The sequence below is a fragment of the Microbacterium hominis NBRC 15708 genome (assembly GCF_001592125.1).
Taxonomy (GTDB): Bacteria; Actinomycetota; Actinomycetes; order Actinomycetales; family Microbacteriaceae; genus Microbacterium; species Microbacterium hominis.
The window spans coordinates 66,873-85,355 of the sequence record NZ_BCWI01000015.1; the positions used below are offsets into that span (position 1 = coordinate 66,873).

Consider the following 18,483-nt stretch of genomic DNA (forward strand, 5'->3'; position numbering starts at 1 on the left):
ACAGTGGATTTTGCTCTTCACAGGGTCGCTGACTACCGTGACTGCGGTAGTTATCCACAGGCTCGATCGTCGTTCACGATCGCCTGTGCCGCACCGATCGCACCCCCGGAGGGGACATGTCACAGCACGATATTCCGGATGTCCCCGTCTGGACCGCAGTGCTGCAGGAGCTGTCGGGCGACGAACGGGTGACCCCCCAGCTGCAGGGATTCATCAGTCTCGCCGTCGCGCAGGGCGTGATGAGCGGCACCCTGTACCTCGACGTGCCGAACGACCTGACGGCCGCACAGCTGAACAAGCGGCTGCGCGCACCGATCATGGAGGCGCTCGCGCGGGTCGACGCCGAGCCGGCCGCATCTTCGTTCCGGGTCGTGGTGAACCCGGAGCTCGCCGACGCCCACCTCACCGTGCCCGTCCCGGTGCAGTCGGCATCCGCTCCCGTGCCGATCGCGCGGCCTGCGGCGGACGACTACGTGGAAACCGCGGCCGCGCCGTCGCGCAACGACACGCGACTGAACCCCAAGTACAGCTTCGACAACTTCGTCATCGGCCAGTCCAACCGCTTCGCCCACGCGGCAGCCGTCGCCGTGGCCGAGGCGCCGGCGAAGGCGTACAACCCGCTGTTCATCTACGGCGACTCGGGTCTGGGCAAGACCCACCTCCTGCACGCGATCGGCGACTACGCGCTCAGTCTGTATGCGGGCATCCGCGTCCGGTACGTCTCGAGCGAGGAGTTCACGAACGACTTCATCAACTCGATCGCCAACAACCGCGGATCCGCCTTCCAGGCGCGCTACCGCGACGTCGACATCCTTCTCATCGACGACATCCAGTTCCTCCAGGGCAAGGCCGAGACGCAGGAGGCCTTCTTCCACACCTTCAACACGCTGCACGACCACGACAAGCAGGTCGTGATCACCAGCGACGTCCCCCCGCGTCACCTGACCGGGTTCGAGGATCGCATGCGGAGCCGGTTCGAGTGGGGCCTCATCACCGACGTCCAAGCCCCCGACCTCGAGACCCGCATCGCGATCCTCCGCAAGAAGGCACAGTCCGAGCGGCTGCTCGTCCCCGACGAGGTACTCGAGTACATCGCCACCAAGGTGTCGAGCAACATCCGCGAGCTCGAGGGCGCGCTGATCCGGGTGTCGGCCTTCGCGAGCCTGAACCGCTCGAATCTCGACATCTCCCTCGCCCAGACGGTGCTGCGCGACATCGTCGACACCGACGACGCCAACGTCATCTCGCCGACCGACATCATCACGGCGACGGCGCAGTACTTCCGCCTGTCGGTCGACGACCTCTACGGATCCAGCCGGTCACAGTCGATCGCCACGGCCCGTCAGATCGCGATGTACCTGTGCCGCGAGCGCACGAGTCTCTCCCTGCCGAAGATCGGCCAGCTGTTCGGCAATCGCGATCACACCACGGTCATGTACGCGTACAAGAAGATCAGCGAGCTCATGAAGGAGCGCCGCTCGATCTACAACCAGGTCTCCGAGATCACCACGCAGCTCGGCCGCGTCGGACGCTGACGGCTCTCGCCCGCGGCATCCCGCGCCCCGCAAGACCCCCGGCCACGAAACCGGGGGTCTTCTGCGTGCGGAGTGCTTGACATCGGCGCACGGGCGCCGCCAATATACGCGTTCTGCACAGTGTGGACAGGCTGTGGATAACTCCACTTCCCCGTGGACTCTTGTGAGTCGATGGCCCGAAGCTGTGGATGACAAGAATGTCTCGACCGGGGTGCACGATGGCGTCCGCACCGGCTCTCCGCATCGCGCCCACAACTTACACGCGTGTGGTTTCCCTGTCGCGATTGGGATCGGCGGAGTTGTCCACAGTTTCCACAGCCGTTAACACCATGACAGAGACCTTCCTTAGAGAATCCGATTCGATCACCTCTGCGGTGCGAGGCGTCGAAGCCGGTCGACGGGATGCCGGGACAATCCGTTCCGGTCGGGGCACTAGCATGGGAGGGCCCTACTCGACGTCAAGGGAGCGCCAGTGAAGTTCCACGTGAATCGCGATGTGTTCAGCGAGGCCGTGTCATTCGTCGTCAAGCTCCTGCCGCAGCGGAACCCGCAGCCGATCCTGGCGGGTGTGCTGATCGAAGCATCCGACGAGGGGCTGTCGCTGGCGGCGTTCGACTACGAGGCCTCGGCGCGGACGACCATCGAAGCGACCGTCGACGAGCCCGGTACGATCCTCGTCCACGGCCGACTCCTGTCGGAGATCGCCAGCCGTCTGCCGAACGCACCGATCCAGATCGAGGTCGGTGAGGACGACGGCATCGTCCTCAGCTGCGGCTCCGCGCGCTTCACCCTCGCGTCGATGCCGGTGCAGGAATATCCCGCGATCCCCGAGGTCTCGGGCGAGTCGGGTCTGGTCCCCGCGGAGGATTTCGCCACCGCGATCGCCCAGGTCGCCTTCGCCGCGTCCCGCGACGACGTCACCCCGGTGCTCACGGGTGTGCAGCTCGAGGTCGCCGGCACGCAGCTGAGCCTCGTCGCGACCGACCGCTACCGCGTCGCCCTGCGCGACGTCGCCTGGGACGGCGGCGGTGTCGCCGGCGACGAGTCGACGACCGCGCTCGTCCCCGCGCGCACGCTCACCGAGGTCGGCAAGACCTTCGCCCACTCGGGTGACATCCAGGTCGCGTTCTCCGGCTCGGGAGACCGGGAGATCATCGCGTTCACCGCCGGCAACAAGACCGTGACGTCGCTGCTCATCAAGGGCAACTTCCCGCCCGTTCGCCGGCTGTTCCCCGAGCAGACCGACCACTACGCCGTCGTGAACACGGCCGAGCTCGCCGAGGCGGTGCGACGCGTCGCCCTCGTGCTCGACCGTTCCGCTCCGCTGCGCTTCACCTTCACCGAGGACGGCGTGTCGATGGATGCGTCCGGCACCGAGCAGGCGCGGGCGACCGAGTCCGTCGATGCGACCCTCGCGGGCGAGGAGGTCACGCTCGGGTTGAACCCGCAGTACCTGCTCGAAGCGCTCGGCGCCGTCAAGAGCGAGTTCGCGCGCATCACGTTCACCTCGAGCGACAACGCGAACAAGCTCAGCCCGGTGCTCATCACGCCGCAGACCTCGGGCACCCCGGAGAGCTTCAAGTACCTGCTGCAGCCGAATCTCCTGCTGCGCTGACGATCCTCGCGTTCCGACCGGCGTCGGCGCTGCCGCATAGGCTGGATCGGTGATCGTGGAACAGCTGAGCCTCGTCGACTTCCGCAACTATGCGGCCGCCGATGTGACTCTGGCGGCGGGAGCCAACGTGTTCGTCGGTCGCAACGGTCAAGGCAAGACGAATCTCGCCGAGGCCATCGGCTACTTCGCCACACTCGGTTCCCACCGGGTCTCGCAGGATGCGCCGATGGTGCGCGACGGGGCGGATGCCGCGATCGTCCGCATGCGTCTCGCCTACGGTGACCGTCGTGTCCTGCTCGAGGCCCAGCTCAACCGGTCGGGCAGCAACAAGGCCCGGGTCAACGGCTCGGCCGTCCGCACCGCCGAGCTCCCGCGCTACGCACAGGTCGTCCTCTTCGCGCCGGAGGATCTCCAGATCGTCCGCTCCGACCCCTCCGCGCGTCGCCGCTTCGCCGATCAGCTCCTCATCCAGCGCGCTCCGCGGATGGCGGGTGTCCTGGCGGACTACGACCGCGTGCTCAAGCAGCGCAACGCGCTGTTGAAGTCCGCGCGCGCCCGCGGCATCCGCGCGGATGCACTGACGACGCTCGACGTCTGGGACGACAAGCTGGTGCAGCTGGGCACCGACGTCATCCGCGCCCGCTCGGTGCTCGCCGACGACCTCGCCGGCCCGGTCGCCGAGGCGTACCGCGCGATCGCCGGCGAGGATCACCGGCCGGAGCTGGAGTGGATGCTGTCGATCGGGGGCGCGGACCCCGACGTCGACGACGACGAGGCCGACCAGGCGGGCGACCGCACAGCGGTGACCGGACTCAGCGCGGAGGAGGTCCGCGAGAACTTCCGCGATGCGCTCGCCGCGCGCCGCTCCTCCGAGCTCGACCGCGGGCTCACTCTCGTCGGACCCCACCGCGACGACCTCCTGCTGCGCGTGCGGGGCCTGCCGGTGAAGGGCTACGCATCGCACGGCGAATCGTGGTCGGTGGCCCTCGCCCTGCGTCTGGCGTCTGCGCAGCTGCTGCGCGCCCAGTCGCAGCTGGGCGATCCGGTCCTCATCCTCGATGACGTGTTCGCCGAGCTCGACACGGATCGCCGCGCCCGGTTGGCGGGCCTGGTCGAGGGATACGAGCAGGTGGTGGTGACCGCGGCGGTGGAGGAAGATGTGCCGAGCGCGCTGCGCGCGCGCACCGTGCGGGTCGTCGCGGGGACGATCATCGAACCCGCCGCGACGGGAGGCGTCGATGAGTGACGAGGTGCCGGGGATGGTGCCGGAGACGATCGGCACGTATCTGCGGCTGCGCGGTCTCGAGCCCTCGCCGCGGACCGCGCGACGGCGCAAGAGACGTGCGGCCGAGGACGACGACAAGCAGCCGTTCGCGCCCGGGCGCGATCCCAAGGGCGTGGCCGACGTGCTGGCGGATCTGACACGTCAGTCAGGGTGGGACACCCAGCTGGCGCGGGAGGATCTCGTGCTGCAGTGGACGGACGTCACCGGCGAGGAGACGGCGCGTCACGCCCATCCGGTGGCGCTGTCCGACGGGCTGCTCACCGTGCAGTGCGACTCCACCGCGTGGGCGAAGAACCTCCAGCTGATGCGGGCCGAGATCGTCACTCAGCTGATGAGACGGTTCCCGGATGCCGGTGTGCAGAACGTCCGATTCGTCGGGCCGGACGTCCCCTCGTGGAAATGGGGCCCCAGAGCCGTTCCAGGGCGGGGTCCTCGCGATACCTACGGCTGAGGAGGGTCCGACGGCATCCGGAACGATTTCAGGGCGCCACAGGGGCTTTCTGCGGGCTTTCGAGGGGTGACTGGGGGTAGAATGAGACGTCTTTGATCGACCATTCAGGAGCGCTCGAAACCTATGACGTCCGACACCCCCGACAGCGTTCCCCAGGAACTTCCGCCGAAGCAGTCCCAGAAGGTCGAGAACGAGTACGGGGCCGACGCCATCCAGGTGCTCGAGGGCCTCGAGGCGGTGCGCAAGCGCCCCGGCATGTACATCGGCTCGACGGGTGAGCGCGGCCTGCACCACCTCGTGTACGAGATCGTCGACAACTCCGTCGACGAAGCCCTCGCCGGCTACTGCGACACGATCACGGTGACGATCCTCGAGGACGGGGCGATCCGTGTCGTCGACAACGGTCGCGGCATCCCGGTCGACATGCACAAGACCGAGGGGAAGTCGACCGTCGAGGTCGTGCTGACCGTGCTCCACGCCGGCGGCAAGTTCGGCGGCGGCGGGTACGCGGTCTCCGGCGGTCTGCACGGCGTCGGCTCGTCGGTGGTGAACGCGCTGTCCACCCGCCTCGACGTCGAGGTGCGCCGGCAGGGGCACGTCTGGCGCCAGTCGTTCCGCGACGGCGGCGTGCCGCAGGCTCCGCTGAGCGAGGACGAGGCGACGGAGGAGACCGGCACGACCATCACGTTCTGGCCCGACGCCTCGATCTTCGAGACCACCGACTTCGACTACGACACGCTGCGCACCCGTTTCCAGCAGACGGCGTTCCTGAACAAGGGTCTGCGGATCACGCTCAGCGACCTGCGCGCCTCCTCGGCCTACGTCGTCGACGGCGAAGACGGGCAGGCCGTCGAGAAGCAGCCGTTCGACGATTTCCACTACGAGCGCGGACTGGTCGATTACGTCGAGTACCTCAACAAGATCCGCAAGGCCGAGGTGGTCAACGACGAGATCATCGAGGTCGAGTCGGAAGACACCGAGCGCCACATCTCCCTCGAGCTGGCCATGCAGTGGACGACGAGCTACACGGAGAACGTCTTCACCTTCGCCAACACGATCAACACCCACGAGGGCGGAACCCACGAAGAGGGCTTCCGCGCCGCGATGACGACGTACATCAACAAGTACGCGCGCGAGAAGGGCCTGCTCAAGGAGAAGGACGACAACCTCACCGGTGAGGACATCCGAGAGGGTCTGACCGCGGTCATCTCCGTCAAGCTGTCCGAGCCGCAGTTCGAGGGTCAGACCAAGACGAAGCTCGGCAACACCGAGGCCAAGGCGTTCGTGCAGAAGGTCGTGGGCGACCAGCTCACCGACTGGCTCGACCGCAACCCCGCGCAGGCCAAGCGGGTCATCATGAAGGCGATCGACGCCGCGACCGCGCGCCTCGCGGCCCGCAAGGCGCGGGAGACGGCGCGGCGCAAGAGCGTGTTCGAGTCGGCATCCATGCCCGACAAGCTCAAGGACTGCACGAGCAAAGACCCCTCGATCAGCGAGATCTTCCTCGTCGAGGGCGACTCGGCCGGCGGCTCGGCCGTGCGCGGCCGCGACCCCGAGACCCAGGCCATCCTGTCGCTGCGCGGCAAGGTGCTCAACGTCGAGAAGGCGCGGCTCGACCGCGCGCTCGGCAACAACGAGATCCAGGCGATCATCTCGGCGTTCGGCTGCGGGATCGGCGAGGACTTCGACGTCGCGAAGGCGCGCTATCACAAGATCGTGCTCATGGCCGATGCCGACGTCGACGGCCAGCACATCACGACGCTGCTGCTGACGCTGCTGTTCCGCTACATGCGCGGACTCATCGAGGCCGGCTTCGTCTATCTCGCCATGCCGCCGCTGTTCCGGCTGAAGTGGTCCAACGCCGAGCACGAGTACGTGTTCAGCGACCGGGAGCGCGATGCGCTGCTGGCCGACGGTCTGGCCAACGGCAAGCGGATGCCGAAGGACTCCGGCATCCAGCGCTACAAGGGTCTGGGCGAGATGAACCCGAAGGAGCTGTGGGAGACGACCATGGACCACAACACCCGCACCCTCCGCCAGGTCACGATCGACGACGCGGCCGCGGCGGACGAGATCTTCTCGGTGCTGATGGGCGAGGACGTCGAGTCGCGCCGGAGCTTCATCCAGCGCAACGCCAAGGACGTCCGCTTCCTCGACATCTGATGCGTTTCGACTCGCTGCGCTCGCTCAACGACCGGTCGGGTTCGATCCGATCGTCGAGCGAGGAGCGCAGCGACGACTCGAAACGCGACACACGCACCCCGACCCTTGTGAGAACGAGAAGACATGACTGACGAAGAACGCCCCGACCCGAACGCCGGGCACAACCACGGCAACATCGACCAGGTCGATCTCCAGGTCGAGATGCAGCGCAGCTACCTCGACTACGCCATGAGCGTCATCGTCGGCCGCGCGCTGCCGCGCGTCGAAGACGGTCTGAAGCCGGTGCACCGCCGCGTCATCTACGGGATGTACGACGGCGGGTACCGTCCCGACAAGAGCTTCAACAAGTGCGCCCGCGTCGTCGGCGAGGTCATGGGCCAGTACCACCCGCACGGTGACAGCGCGATCTACGACGCACTCGTGCGCCTCGTGCAGCCGTGGTCGCTGCGCTACCCGCTCGCCGACGGACAGGGCAACTTCGGCTCTCCCGGCAACCAGGGCGCCGCCGCCCCGCGGTACACCGAGACCAAGATGGCCGCGCTCGCGATGGAGATGGTCCGCGACATCGACGAGGACACCGTCGATTTCGAGGACAACTACGACGGGAAGACCCAGGAGCCCGTCGTCCTGCCCTCGCGCTTCCCCAACCTCCTCGTCAACGGCTCGGTCGGCATCGCGGTCGGCATGGCCACCAACATCCCGCCCCACAACCTGCGGGAGGTCGCCGACGGAGCGCTGTGGGCGCTGGAGAACCCGGATGCCACCCGCGAGGAGCTGCTCGAAGCTCTCATGGGCCGCATCCACGGTCCCGACTTCCCGACGGGCGCCCAGATCCTGGGCACGAAGGGCATTCGCGAGGCTCAGCGCACGGGCCGCGGGTCGATCACGATGCGCGCCGTGGTCAACGTCGAGGAGATCCAGGGGCGCACCTGCCTGGTCATCACCGAACTGCCCTACCAGGTGAACCCCGACAACGTCGCGCTGAAGATCCGCGACCTCGCCCGCGACGGGCGTATCACCGGCATCGCCGACATCCGCGACGAGACCAGCGACCGCACGGGCCAGCGGCTCGTGATCGTGCTGAAGCGGGATGCCGTCGCGAAGGTGGTCCTCAACAACCTGTACAAGCACACGCAGCTGCAGGAGAACTTCGGCGCCAACATGCTGGCGATCGTCGACGGCGTGCCGCGCACGCTCGCCCTCGACGGCTTCATCTCCTACTGGATCGACCATCAGGTCGAGGTCATCGTCCGGCGCACGCGCTTCCGCCTCCGCAAGGCCGAAGAGCGCATGCACATCTTGCGCGCGTACCTGAAGGCGCTGGATGCGCTCGACGAGGTCATCGCGCTCATCCGCCGCTCGCCCACGGTCGACGAGGCGCGCGAGGGTCTGAAGTCGCTGCTCGCGATCGACGACGTGCAGGCCGATGCGATCCTCGCGATGCAGCTGCGCCGCCTGGCGGCCCTCGAGCGCCAGAAGATCATCGACGAGGCGACCGAGCTCGAGGCGCAGATCGCCGACCTGAACGACATCCTCGTCACGCCGGGCCGTCAGCGCACGATCATCGCCGAAGAGCTCACGGGCATCGTCGACAAGTTCGGCGACGAGCGGCGCACGACGATCCTGCACGGCTTCGACGGCGACATGTCGATGGAGGACCTGATCCCCGAGGAGGAGATGGTCATCACCGTCACGCGCGACGGCTACATCAAGCGCACGCGCAGCGACAACTACCGCTCGCAGCACCGCGGCGGCAAGGGCGTCAAGGGTGCCCAGCTGCGCGCCGACGACGTCGTCGAGCACTTCTTCGTGACGACGACGCACCACTGGCTCCTCTTCTTCACGACGAAGGGCCGCGTCTACCGGTCCAAGGCGTACGAGGTGCCCGAGGCCGGCCGCGATGCGAAGGGTCAGCACGTCGCGAACCTGCTCGCGCTGCAGCCGGGCGAGGAGATCGCGCAGATCCTCGACATCCGCGACTACAAGGTCGCGCAGTACCTCGTGCTCGCGACCCGCGACGGCAAGGTGAAGAAGACCTTCCTCAGCGAGTACGACACCAACCGTCAGGGCGGCATCATCGCGATCCGCCTGCGCGGTCAGGACGAGGAGGACGGCGACGAGGTCGTCAGCGCACTGCTGGTCGACGACACCGACGACATCCTCCTCATCTCCCGCCAGGGCATGTCGTTGCGCTTCACGGCCACCGACGAGTCGCTGCGGCCGATGGGGCGCTCGACCGAAGGCGTGAAGGGAATGTCCTTCCGCGAGGACGACATGCTGCTGTCGGCATCCGTCGCGAAGGACGACGCGTACGTGTTCGTCGTGACCGAAGGCGGCTACGCCAAACGCACCGCGGTCGACCAGTACCGGCTCCAGGGTCGCGGCGGATTGGGCATCAAGGTGGCCAAACTGAACGAGGATCGGGGCGTTCTCGCGGGCGGTCTGATCGTGGGTGAGGACGACGAGGTCTTGGTGGTTCTTGCCAGCGGCAAGGTGGTACGCTCTGCCGTGGCCGAGGTGCCTGCGAAGGGTCGCGACACCATGGGAGTGGTTTTCGCCCGTCCCGATGACGACGACCGCATCCTCGCGATCGCCCGTAATTCGGAGCGAGCTCTCCGTCAGGAGCATGACTCGGCCGAGACGGCAGACGCCGAAGAACCCCCCGCTTCACGCCCCGAAGGAAGTGACACTGACGCATGAGCACGGTAGCCGACAAGCTCGCCAAGAAGTCATCGAGCAAGACCAGCGCCAAGCAGGTGCGCCTGCGCCTCGTTTACGTCGACTTCTGGTCCGCCGTGAAGCTGTCGTTCCTCGCGGCGGTCGCCCTGGCGATCGTCACGGTGGTGGCGAGCTTCCTCGTGTACATGGTGCTGAGCACCACGGGTCTGATCGGCAAGCTCGACGAGCTGTTCACGGCGTTCGACGACAACTTCAAGCTGAGCGACGTCATCAACCTCCCGCAGGTGATGGCGTTCTCCGCGGTCGTCGCGATCCTGAACCTCATCGTGCTCACCGTGCTGGGCGCCGTCATCGCGGGCATCTACAACCTGATGGTCAAGGTGACCGGCGGCCTGCTCGTCGGGTTCACCTCCAACTGACCGATTTTTGGTTTGCCCGCTCGTCGGGTAAAGTCTTGGAGGTTGACGGCGGAGACGCCGCCTCCGGACGGGGCTATAGCTCAGGCGGTTAGAGCGCTTCACTGATAATGAAGAGGTCCCAGGTTCAAGTCCTGGTAGCCCCACCACTTCCCGTCCGGGGCCTTAGCTCAGTTGGTAGAGCGCCTGCTTTGCAAGCAGGATGTCAGGAGTTCGAATCTCCTAGGCTCCACAGACATCTCGCCCCGTCTTCCGCCGCTGGTCGTGCACTGGGATACTCACTGCATGCGCTTTGAGACGACGCTGTTCCAGCAGGGCAACAACACCGGGATCGTGGTGCCGCCCGAGATCGTCGACGGACTGGGTGGGGGCAGTCGTGCCGCCGTTTCCGTGACCGTCAACGGCTTCACCTACCCGAGCACCCTCGCGGTGATGGGCGGGCGGCATCTGATCCCCTTCTCGTCCGACAAACGGGCGGCGACGGGCCTGGCCGGCGGTGACGCCATCGAGGTCGTCCTCGAGCTCGACACGGCACCGCGCACCGTCGAGCTCCCCGACGACCTGGCCGGCGCGCTGGCGGATGCCGGAGTTCGCGCCGCATTCGACGCGCTCGCGCCGAGCGCGCGGAAGGCCCACGTCACGAACGTGCTGTCGGCGAAGGCGGAGGAGACGCGGGCGCGTCGCATCGCGGCGATCGTCGCGAAGCTCGCCTGAGCACCGACATCCGCCACGCGGCGGCGAGACACGCCCGGGCCGCGGAGCGGATCATCCTCTAGGGGGACGCGAGGGTCCATGGGCCTCTCATAGCGTGTTCATCGGAGCCGTTTCGCTCCGACGACACGATGGGACCCCCGCAATGAAGACCCTCACCCGTATCGCCACCACCACGCTGGCCGCGGTCGCCCTCGCGATCTCGGCATCCGGCTGCACGGCCGCCTCCGACGGCAATGGTGGGAAGGCCGACTCGCCGCTGATGGAGTACCTCGGCGCCGTCTACGGCACCAACCTGTCGGCCTCGGAGCAGGAGCAGCGATACGCCGAATCGCAGAAGAAGTCCGAGGAGCTCGTCGCCCAGTGCATGAAGGACCAGGGCTTCGAGTACACGCCGAACACCCAGAACGTCTCGTTCTCGGCCGGTGACGCGGACATGTGGAAGCCCGACGACCGGGACTGGGTCTCGCAGTACGGCTACGGCATGGTGAAGAACCCGATGTCCGACCAGCCCGCGCAGGAGACCCCGTACACCGACCCGAACCAGGGCTACCTCGACAGCCTCTCCCAGACGGAGCAGACCGCGTACTGGGAGGCGCTCTACGGACCGCAGCCCACCGAGGACCAGCTCGGCGAGGACGGGTCGTACGAGTACGACTGGAAGACGGCGGGATGCCAGGGCGCGGCGCAGCACGAGACCAACAGCGATCCGATGCAGGACGAGCAGTTCGCCTCGCTGAACGAAGCGATCAACACGTTCTACACGGACATGGCCACCAACACGGCTTTCGCGGAGATCAACCAGAAGTGGTCGTCCTGCATGAGCGACGCCGGACACACGGGCTTCTCGGCGCAGACCGACGCGCAGATGTCGATCTCGAACAAGCTGTCGTCGTACTACGAGAAGATGAGCGGCTCCTCGGGTGCGCAGGACAATGACCCCGAACTCGCCACGCTCGCCGAGGAGGAGGTCGCCGTCGCCCTCGCCGACCTCGACTGCCGGACGAAGACCGGATACACCGCGGAGCAGCAGAAGGTGCAGTTCGAGCTGGAGCGACAGTTCATCGCCGACCACGAGGCCGAGCTCGAGGCGCTCAAGGCGGCCGCCGAGCAGGCGGGACGATAGATGACGAGCGACCGCGCCGCCGGCGACCCCGACCGCTCCTCCGAGGTCGACCTGCTCGGCGATCTCGCACCTACCGACGATGTCGTGCCCGCCGGTGATGCGCCGGCATCCGATGCGCCGGATGCCGGGCGCCGCTCCGGCTGGCGAGGGATGCTGCGGGCCAATCGAGCGCTGTGGATCACCGCGCTCGTCGCGACCGGGGCCCTCGTCGCCGGACTCCTCGTGGGGACTTTCGTCGTCGCGCCGGCGGGTGGGGCCAACGCCGCCGCGCCCGCGGCGGGGCTCGTCACCGTGCCCGTCGAGTTCGGTGAGTTGAGCAACGATGTCACCGTCCGGGCCGACGTCGGCTACGCCGACGCCACGGAGGTGACGATCGACACCGCGAGCGTCGAGGGTCCCGCCGTCGTGACCGGCCAGGTGCCCGCCACGGGCGCGGAGCTGAACCCCCTGTCGATCGCGCTCGAAGTGGCCGGCAGGCCGGTGATCGTCCTGCCGGGCGAGCTGCCCGCGTACCGCACGCTCCGCTTCGGCGTCTCCGGCCCCGACGTCGTGCAGTTGAAGAACGCGCTGCGCGCGGTCGGCATCGACGGCGGCGATCCGGCATCCGACCGCTTCGACGAGACCACCGCGGCCGGCGTCGACGCGCTGTACACGGCCGCCGGCTATCCCGCCCCGGGCGGGGATGCCTCCGCGGCCGCGACCGTCCGGGCGGCGGAGCAAGGGCTGCAGTCGGCGCGGCAGTCGTTGGGCGCGGCATCCGCCGATCTCGGGAAGGCCGCCTCCGGCGCCTCGGCGGTCGAGATCCGTCAGGCGGACAACGAGGTCGCCGCCGCGCAGCGCGCGGTCGCCGACGCCCAGGCCGCGGGTGAGGCACCCTCGCGTATCGCCAATCTCCAGGACGACCTCGCGCTGGCCCAGTTGCGGCGCGAGCAGCTGTCCGCCGCTCCCGACACCTCGGCGCAGCGCGCCGCGAGGGATGCCGCGCGCGAGCAGGTCGCCCAGGCCGAGGCCGACCTGGCGCGGGCCCGTGAAGCCGCACTCACCGCACTGCCCTCCTCGGAGGTGCTGTATCTCAGCAGTCTTCCGCGACGTGTGGATGAGGTGACGGCCAAGCGCGGGAGCGTGCTGCAGGGGAAGGCGATGACCGTCTCGGGCGCCACCGTGCAGCTCACCGGCTCGGTGGCCTCGGCCGACGCGCGGCTTCTGACGGTCGGCGGGAAAGCGAGCTTCGCGCTGCCGGACGGCGCGGCGCACACGGCGACGATCGCCGCGATCACCCCCGCAAGCGGTAAAGACGCGAACGGCCGCTGGTCGCTGACGCTCACCCCCGACCCCCTCTCGACCGAGCAGATCCAGCAGATCCAGGGCAGCAACGTCCGCGTGTCGATCCCGGTCGGTGCGACCGACGGCAAGGTGCTCTCCGTCCCCCTCGCGGCACTGTCGGCGGGCACCGGCGGGGAGGCCCGCGTCGAGGTCGTCGTCGGTGATCCTCGCGACCCTCGCGCGCAGACGCGGCTCGTCACCGTGCAGACGGGACTGTCGGCGGAGGGTGTCGTCGAGGTGACGCCGTCCGGCGGCGAGCTCACGGAGGGCGACCTCGTGGTGGTCGGGAAGTGAGTGCGGCGGATGCCGTCGCACCCCTGGTCGAACTGCGCGACGTGACCCGGTCGTTTCCCGGACCGCCGGAGGTGCAGGCCCTCAAGGGGATCAATCTGCGCGTCGACACCGGGGACTACGTGTCGATCGTGGGGCCGAGCGGGTCGGGCAAGTCGACCATGTTGAGCATCCTCGGCCTGCTCGACCGCCCGAGTGTCGGCGAGTACCGCTTCGACGGCGTTCTCACCGGCGCCCTCGACGAGGATCGGCGTGCGGCGGTGCGAGCCCGGCGCATCGGCTTCGTCTTCCAGGCGTTCCACCTCATGCCCCGTCGGACCGTCCTCGAGAACGTCCTGGTCCCCATGCTCTACAGCGGTGTGCCGCGGGGCGAGCGCGAGTCACGGGCGCGCGCGGCGCTCGACCGCGTCGGTCTCGGTCACCGCGTCGACTTCCTGCCCACGCTCCTGTCGGGCGGCGAACGGCAGCGGGTGGCCGTCGCCCGTGCGGTGGTGGGCCGGCCGAGCCTTCTGCTCGCCGACGAGCCCACCGGCAACCTGGACCGGAGCACCTCCGACGAGGTGCTCGAGCTGTTCGACGAGCTGCACGGCGAGGGTCAGACGCTGGTGGTCATCACGCACGACAGCACGGTGGCCGCACGGGCGCGGCGGCGCGTGCGCATCTCCGACGGACGACTGGAAGAGGTGGCCTGACGTGCGATGGATCCCGCGTCGCCGCGACCGCCGTCGTCCCGCCGAGGAAGCGGGCGTCGACGGGCTCGTCCCGCCCGTCGCCCGCGCGGATCGGTTCTCCGCGGCCGACCTCGTCGCCGAGGCTACGGTGGACATCGGCGCACGACCGGCGCGACTCGTGATGACCCTCGCGGGCACGGTCCTCGGCGTCGGCGCCCTCGTCGCGACACTCGGCTTCGCGCAGACGGCCGCGGGACAGATCGCGCGACAGTTCGACGCCGCCGCGGCGACGGGTATCGAGATCACCCCGTCGACGGCGAGCACGCGGGGCGGCGGACAGGTCGCCACCGCGCGACTCCCGTGGGATGCCGTTGAGCGCGTCGAGCGCCTCGCGGGCGTCGAGTCCGCCGTGCTCCTGTCCGACGTGGCGCTTCCCGACGGCGCGACCGTCACCGCGGTGCCGGTCAACGACCCCTCGATCGCTCTGCCCGCGGCCCCGCCGATCGTGGCGGCATCCGCGGAGCTGCTCGACACGATCGGCGGCACCGTCCAGGCGGGGCGCATGTTCGACCTCGGTCACGATCGGCGCGGCGACCGCGTCGCCGTGGTGGGCGCCCGCGTGGCGGAACGCCTCTCGATCAACCGCATCGACAGTCAGCCGTCGATCTTCATCGGGGGGATCGCGTACGCCGTCATCGGCATCGTGGACGGGTTCGAACGTCGCGCCGACCTGCTCGACGCCGTGATCGTCCCGACCGGCGCGGCCCGTGCCGACTTCGGCCTCGGCGGACCGGGCAGCGTGCAGGCGCGGATCGTCGTCGGCGCCGGGCCGCAGGTGAAGGACCAGGCGCCGCTCACCCTCAACCCCGCCGATCCGGATGCCGTCGAGGTCGCCGCGCCCCGCGCCGGAAGCGACCTCAGCCGCGGCGTGCAATCGGATGTGAACATCGTCTTCGTGGCGCTCGGGGTCATCGTGCTCCTCGCGGGCGGCCTCGGCATCGCCAACGTGACGATGCTCTCCGTGATGGAGCGCACACCGGAGATCGGCCTGCGCCGCGCGCTGGGGGCGACCTCGCGGCAGATCGCCGGGCAGTTCGTCGTGGAGTCGGTCGTCATCGGGCTGCTCGGCGGCATCATGGGGGCCGCGCTCGCGGTGCTCGGTGTGCTCGCGGTCTCGCTCGTCGCGGGCTGGGTCCCCGTCCTCGACCCGCTGCTCGCCGCCGCCGGCGCCGTCCTCGGCGGAGTGGTCGGACTCGTCGCGGGATGGATCCCGGCGCGCCGCGCGGCGCGGATCGAGCCGGTGGTGGCCCTGCGCAGCTGACCGAGAGGCGTCCGCTCAGGATGCCGAGCCGTGGAAGCGCGTTCGCGTCTCGGCATCCGCCACGTAGACGACGAGCTGCAGATCGGTCTCGTCGGAGGGGCGCAGCTGGTGGTGCTCGAACACGAGGCGTCCGAGCGCCGGATGCCGGAACACGCGCTCGCGGGAGCGGAACCCGCTCACGCCGTGCTCGTTCCAGCGCGCACGGAAGTCATCACTCGCGGCGGACAGGCGGGCCACCAGGTCGCGATACCGCGGGTCGCCGAGTCGAGGGCCCGCTTCGGCGCGGAACTCGGCGAGGAAACGGCGGCTCGTGTCATCCCAGTCGTCCAGGAGCGAGCGCACCGACGGATCGGTGAAGACCAGCCAGAGCAGGTTGCGATCCTCGGCCGTCGTCGTCGCGACCCCCGGATAGAGCCGCTCGTAGGCGCGGTTCCACCCCGCGATGCCCCAGTCGGGCGCGAGCGCGTAGGCGGGGTGCTCGTCGAGCGCATCGAGGAAGCGCTGGACGTGCGCGGGGGCGACGTCCACCGCTCCCGCGCGCACCGCGGGCCTCGGAGCGAGTCCCACGAGGCTGAGGACGTAGTCGTGCTCCGTATCGGTGAGGCGCAGTGCCGTCGCCACGGCGTCGAGCACCTGGCGCGAGGGATGGATGTCGCGGCCCTGCTCGAGCCACGTGTACCAGGTCACGCTCACGCCGGAGAGGTACGACACCTCCTCGCGGCGCAGGCCCGTCGTGCGTCCGCGTCCGGCGGGCGGGAGACCGTACGCCGAGCGGTCGAGGCGCTCGCGCTGCCGGCGCAGGAACGATCCGAGCTCCCGCCGTTGCTGACGGCCGTCGTCACGGACGTCATGGGGGTGCTCATCGGTCACTCCACAAACCTAGTGCTCCCACTACTAGTATCAGCAGCCACTTCCGCCGACCGCTGACGGCCCCCAGGGTGGAACCATGCCCACCCCTCTGCGCTCCCGCACCGTCACCCACGGCCGCAACGCCGCCGGCGCCCGTGCCCTCTTCCGCGCCGCCGGTGTCAACGCGGCCGACTTCGGCAAGCCGATGATCGCGGTCGCGAACAGCTTCACCGAGTTCGTCCCCGGCCACACCCACCTGCAGCCGGTCGGTCGCATCGTGTCCGAGGCGATCTCCGCCGCCGGCGGCATCCCGCGCGAGTTCAACACGATCGCCGTCGACGACGGCATCGCGATGGGCCACGGCGGCATGCTGTACTCGCTGCCCTCGCGCGACCTCATCGCCGACTCGGTCGAGTACATGGTCAACGCCCATCAGGCCGACGCGCTCGTGTGCATCTCCAACTGCGACAAGATCACCCCCGGCATGCTCATGGCGGCGCTGCGCCTGAACATCCCGACGGTCTTCGTCTCGGGCGGGCCGATGGAGTCGGGCCGCGCCACCCTTGTCGACGGGACCGTCCGCACCCTCGACCTCGTCGACGCGATCTCCGAGGCGGCCAACGACACCGTGTCGGATGCCGACATCCAGCGCATCGAGGAGAACGCCTGCCCGACCTGCGGTTCGTGTTCGGGGATGTTCACCGCGAACTCGATGAACTGCCTCGTCGAGGCCCTCGGCCTGGCCCTCCCCGGCAACGGATCGGTGCTCGCGACGCACACGGCCCGCCGCGCCCTGTACGAGAAAGCCGGCGAGGTCGCCGTGCAGATCACCCGCGCCTTCTACGACGAGGACGACGCCTCGGTGCTCCCCCGGGCGGTCGCGAGTCCCGCCGCTTTCGCCAACGCCATGGCGCTCGACATCGCCATGGGCGGATCGACCAACACGATCCTGCATCTGCTGGCCGCGGCACACGAGGCCGGCATCGAGTTCGGGCTCGACGAGATCGACGCCATCTCCCGCCGCGTGCCCTGCCTCGCCAAGATCGCCCCCAACCCGGCGTACGGCCGCATGTACTACATGGAGGACGTGCACCGCGCGGGCGGCATCCCCACGATCCTCGGCGAGCTGCACCGCGCGGGTCTGCTCAACGAGGACGTGTCGTCCATCCACTCCGACTCCCTCGCCTCGTGGCTGGCGGAGTGGGACGTGCGCGGAGGCACCGCGTCCGACACCGCCCGCGACCTGTGGCATGCGGCCCCCGGCGGCGTGCGGTCCTCGAGCGCGTTCTCGCAGTCCGAGCGCTGGGCGGCGCTGGATGAGGATGCGGAGAACGGCTGCATCCGGTCCGCCGCGCACGCGTACTCGGCCGACGGCGGGCTCGCGGTGCTGCGCGGCAACCTGGCCGTCGACGGGGCGGTCGTCAAGACGGCGGGCGTCGATCCGTCGATCCTCGTCTTCTCGGGACCGGCGGTCGTGTGCGAGTCGCAGGAGGAGGCGGTCGCCAAGATCCTCGGCAAGCAGGTGCAGCCGGGCGATGTCGTCGTCATCCGGTACGAAGGACCGAAGGGCGGGCCGGGGATGCAGGAGATGCTGCACCCGACCTCGTTCCTCAAGGGCCGCGGTCTGGGCAAGGTCTGCGCCCTCGTCACCGACGGTCGGTTCTCCGGCGGCACGTCGGGTCTGTCGATCGGACACGTCTCCCCCGAGGCGGCCAGCGGCGGGATCATCGCGCTCGTCGAGGACGGCGACATCATCGACATCGACATCCCCTCGCGCGGCATGAGCCTGCGCGTGGACGACGACGAGCTCGAGCGTCGGCGCGCCCGGCTGTTGGCGGACGGCGGCTACGCGCCCCGCGACCGCAACCGTCCCGTGTCGCTCGCCTTGCGCGCCTACGCCGCGATGGCGACGTCGGCCGACCGGGGCGCCGTGCGCGACGTCGAGGCGGTCGAGCGCGCCCTGCGCGACCGGGAGTTGCGGACCGCGGCCGTCTGACCCGCGTGCACGACGGGGAAAAGACGCCTCCCGGCGTCATAGCCGCGCCCG

At 69.0% G+C, this 18,483-nt stretch carries 14 protein-coding genes and 2 tRNA genes; 15 read left to right on the top strand and 1 reads right to left on the bottom strand.

The features are described from left to right. Positions 1–116 precede the first annotated feature (116 nt). From dnaA to MHO01S_RS12210, 14 genes are all read left to right on the top strand, one after another. Positions 117–1,535 carry a chromosomal replication initiator protein DnaA gene (dnaA, locus tag MHO01S_RS12145; RefSeq protein ID WP_060960829.1) on the top strand — a complete coding sequence of 473 codons (1,419 nt, stop codon included), beginning with the start codon at positions 117–119 and terminating at the stop codon, positions 1,533–1,535. A 472-nt stretch (positions 1,536–2,007) separates the two neighbouring features. Beyond that, on the top strand, positions 2,008–3,150 hold the full coding sequence (gene dnaN / locus MHO01S_RS12150; protein ID WP_060960830.1) for a DNA polymerase III subunit beta: 1,143 nt from the start codon (positions 2,008–2,010) through the stop codon (positions 3,148–3,150). A 49-nt stretch (positions 3,151–3,199) separates the two neighbouring features. Then, positions 3,200–4,396 (top strand): DNA replication/repair protein RecF, encoded by a 1,197-nt coding sequence (recF, locus tag MHO01S_RS12155; protein ID WP_060960831.1) that lies wholly within the window; start codon positions 3,200–3,202, stop codon positions 4,394–4,396. After that, positions 4,389–4,886: a DciA family protein gene (locus MHO01S_RS12160; RefSeq protein WP_060960832.1), complete on the top strand. Its 498-nt coding sequence runs from the start codon at positions 4,389–4,391 to the stop codon at positions 4,884–4,886. Before recF ends, MHO01S_RS12160 begins: the two co-directional genes overlap by 8 nt. Before the next feature lie 123 nt (positions 4,887–5,009). Next, the gene (gene gyrB, locus MHO01S_RS12165; protein ID WP_060960833.1) at positions 5,010–7,049 is read left to right on the top strand and encodes a DNA topoisomerase (ATP-hydrolyzing) subunit B; all 2,040 of its coding nucleotides are present in this window, start codon (positions 5,010–5,012) and stop codon (positions 7,047–7,049) included. A gap of 123 nt (positions 7,050–7,172) precedes the next feature. Continuing rightward, the gene (gene gyrA, locus MHO01S_RS12170; RefSeq protein WP_060960834.1) at positions 7,173–9,749 is read left to right on the top strand and encodes a DNA gyrase subunit A; all 2,577 of its coding nucleotides are present in this window, start codon (positions 7,173–7,175) and stop codon (positions 9,747–9,749) included. Further along, positions 9,746–10,147, top strand: a complete 402-nt coding sequence (locus MHO01S_RS12175; RefSeq protein WP_060960835.1) for a DUF3566 domain-containing protein — start codon at positions 9,746–9,748, stop codon at positions 10,145–10,147. Before gyrA ends, MHO01S_RS12175 begins: the two co-directional genes overlap by 4 nt. Before the next feature lie 69 nt (positions 10,148–10,216). Then, positions 10,217–10,293, top strand: a tRNA-Ile gene (locus MHO01S_RS12180). Positions 10,294–10,303: 10 nt separating this feature from the next. Then, positions 10,304–10,376: transfer RNA gene (locus tag MHO01S_RS12185), tRNA-Ala, on the top strand. A 53-nt stretch (positions 10,377–10,429) separates the two neighbouring features. Further along, on the top strand, positions 10,430–10,858 hold the full coding sequence (locus MHO01S_RS12190; protein ID WP_061782371.1) for a YdeI/OmpD-associated family protein: 429 nt from the start codon (positions 10,430–10,432) through the stop codon (positions 10,856–10,858). A gap of 142 nt (positions 10,859–11,000) precedes the next feature. Then, a complete protein-coding gene (locus tag MHO01S_RS12195; protein ID WP_060960837.1) occupies positions 11,001–11,981 on the top strand; it encodes a hypothetical protein in 981 nt (326 codons plus the stop codon). Continuing rightward, positions 11,982–13,598 (top strand): efflux RND transporter periplasmic adaptor subunit, encoded by a 1,617-nt coding sequence (locus tag MHO01S_RS12200; protein WP_255266092.1) that lies wholly within the window; start codon positions 11,982–11,984, stop codon positions 13,596–13,598. Further along, the gene (locus MHO01S_RS12205) at positions 13,595–14,287 is read left to right on the top strand and encodes an ABC transporter ATP-binding protein (RefSeq protein WP_060960838.1); all 693 of its coding nucleotides are present in this window, start codon (positions 13,595–13,597) and stop codon (positions 14,285–14,287) included. The genes MHO01S_RS12200 and MHO01S_RS12205 overlap by 4 nt, the downstream gene beginning before the upstream one ends. 1 nt (position 14,288) lies before the next feature. After that, positions 14,289–15,587: an ABC transporter permease gene (locus MHO01S_RS12210; RefSeq protein WP_082734278.1), complete on the top strand. Its 1,299-nt coding sequence runs from the start codon at positions 14,289–14,291 to the stop codon at positions 15,585–15,587. Between the two features lie 15 nt (positions 15,588–15,602). Here MHO01S_RS12210 and MHO01S_RS12215 read toward each other — a convergent pair whose 3' ends face one another. Beyond that, positions 15,603–16,457, bottom strand: coding sequence for a helix-turn-helix transcriptional regulator (locus MHO01S_RS12215; protein WP_060960839.1), 855 nt, complete (start codon positions 16,455–16,457; stop codon positions 15,603–15,605). Positions 16,458–16,533: 76 nt separating this feature from the next. On the opposite strand from MHO01S_RS12215, the gene ilvD reads away from it, so the two are divergent. Then, positions 16,534–18,432, top strand: a complete 1,899-nt coding sequence (gene ilvD / locus MHO01S_RS12220; RefSeq protein ID WP_060960840.1) for a dihydroxy-acid dehydratase — start codon at positions 16,534–16,536, stop codon at positions 18,430–18,432. Positions 18,433–18,483: the final 51 nt, after the last annotated feature.

Excerpts from the sequence above, each read along its gene's own strand:
- dnaA (WP_060960829.1), top strand. The coding sequence starts at position 117 with ATGTCACAGCACGATATTCCGGATGTCCCCGTCTGGACCGCAGTGCTG.
- MHO01S_RS12160 (WP_060960832.1), top strand. The coding sequence starts at position 4,389 with ATGAGTGACGAGGTGCCGGGGATGGTGCCGGAGACGATCGGCACGTAT.
- gyrB (WP_060960833.1), top strand. The coding sequence starts at position 5,010 with ATGACGTCCGACACCCCCGACAGCGTTCCCCAGGAACTTCCGCCGAAG.
- gyrA (WP_060960834.1), top strand. The coding sequence starts at position 7,173 with ATGACTGACGAAGAACGCCCCGACCCGAACGCCGGGCACAACCACGGC.
- MHO01S_RS12175 (WP_060960835.1), top strand. The coding sequence starts at position 9,746 with ATGAGCACGGTAGCCGACAAGCTCGCCAAGAAGTCATCGAGCAAGACC.
- MHO01S_RS12190 (WP_061782371.1), top strand. The coding sequence starts at position 10,430 with ATGCGCTTTGAGACGACGCTGTTCCAGCAGGGCAACAACACCGGGATC.
- MHO01S_RS12195 (WP_060960837.1), top strand. The coding sequence starts at position 11,001 with ATGAAGACCCTCACCCGTATCGCCACCACCACGCTGGCCGCGGTCGCC.
- MHO01S_RS12200 (WP_255266092.1), top strand. The coding sequence starts at position 11,982 with ATGACGAGCGACCGCGCCGCCGGCGACCCCGACCGCTCCTCCGAGGTC.
- ilvD (WP_060960840.1), top strand. The coding sequence starts at position 16,534 with ATGCCCACCCCTCTGCGCTCCCGCACCGTCACCCACGGCCGCAACGCC.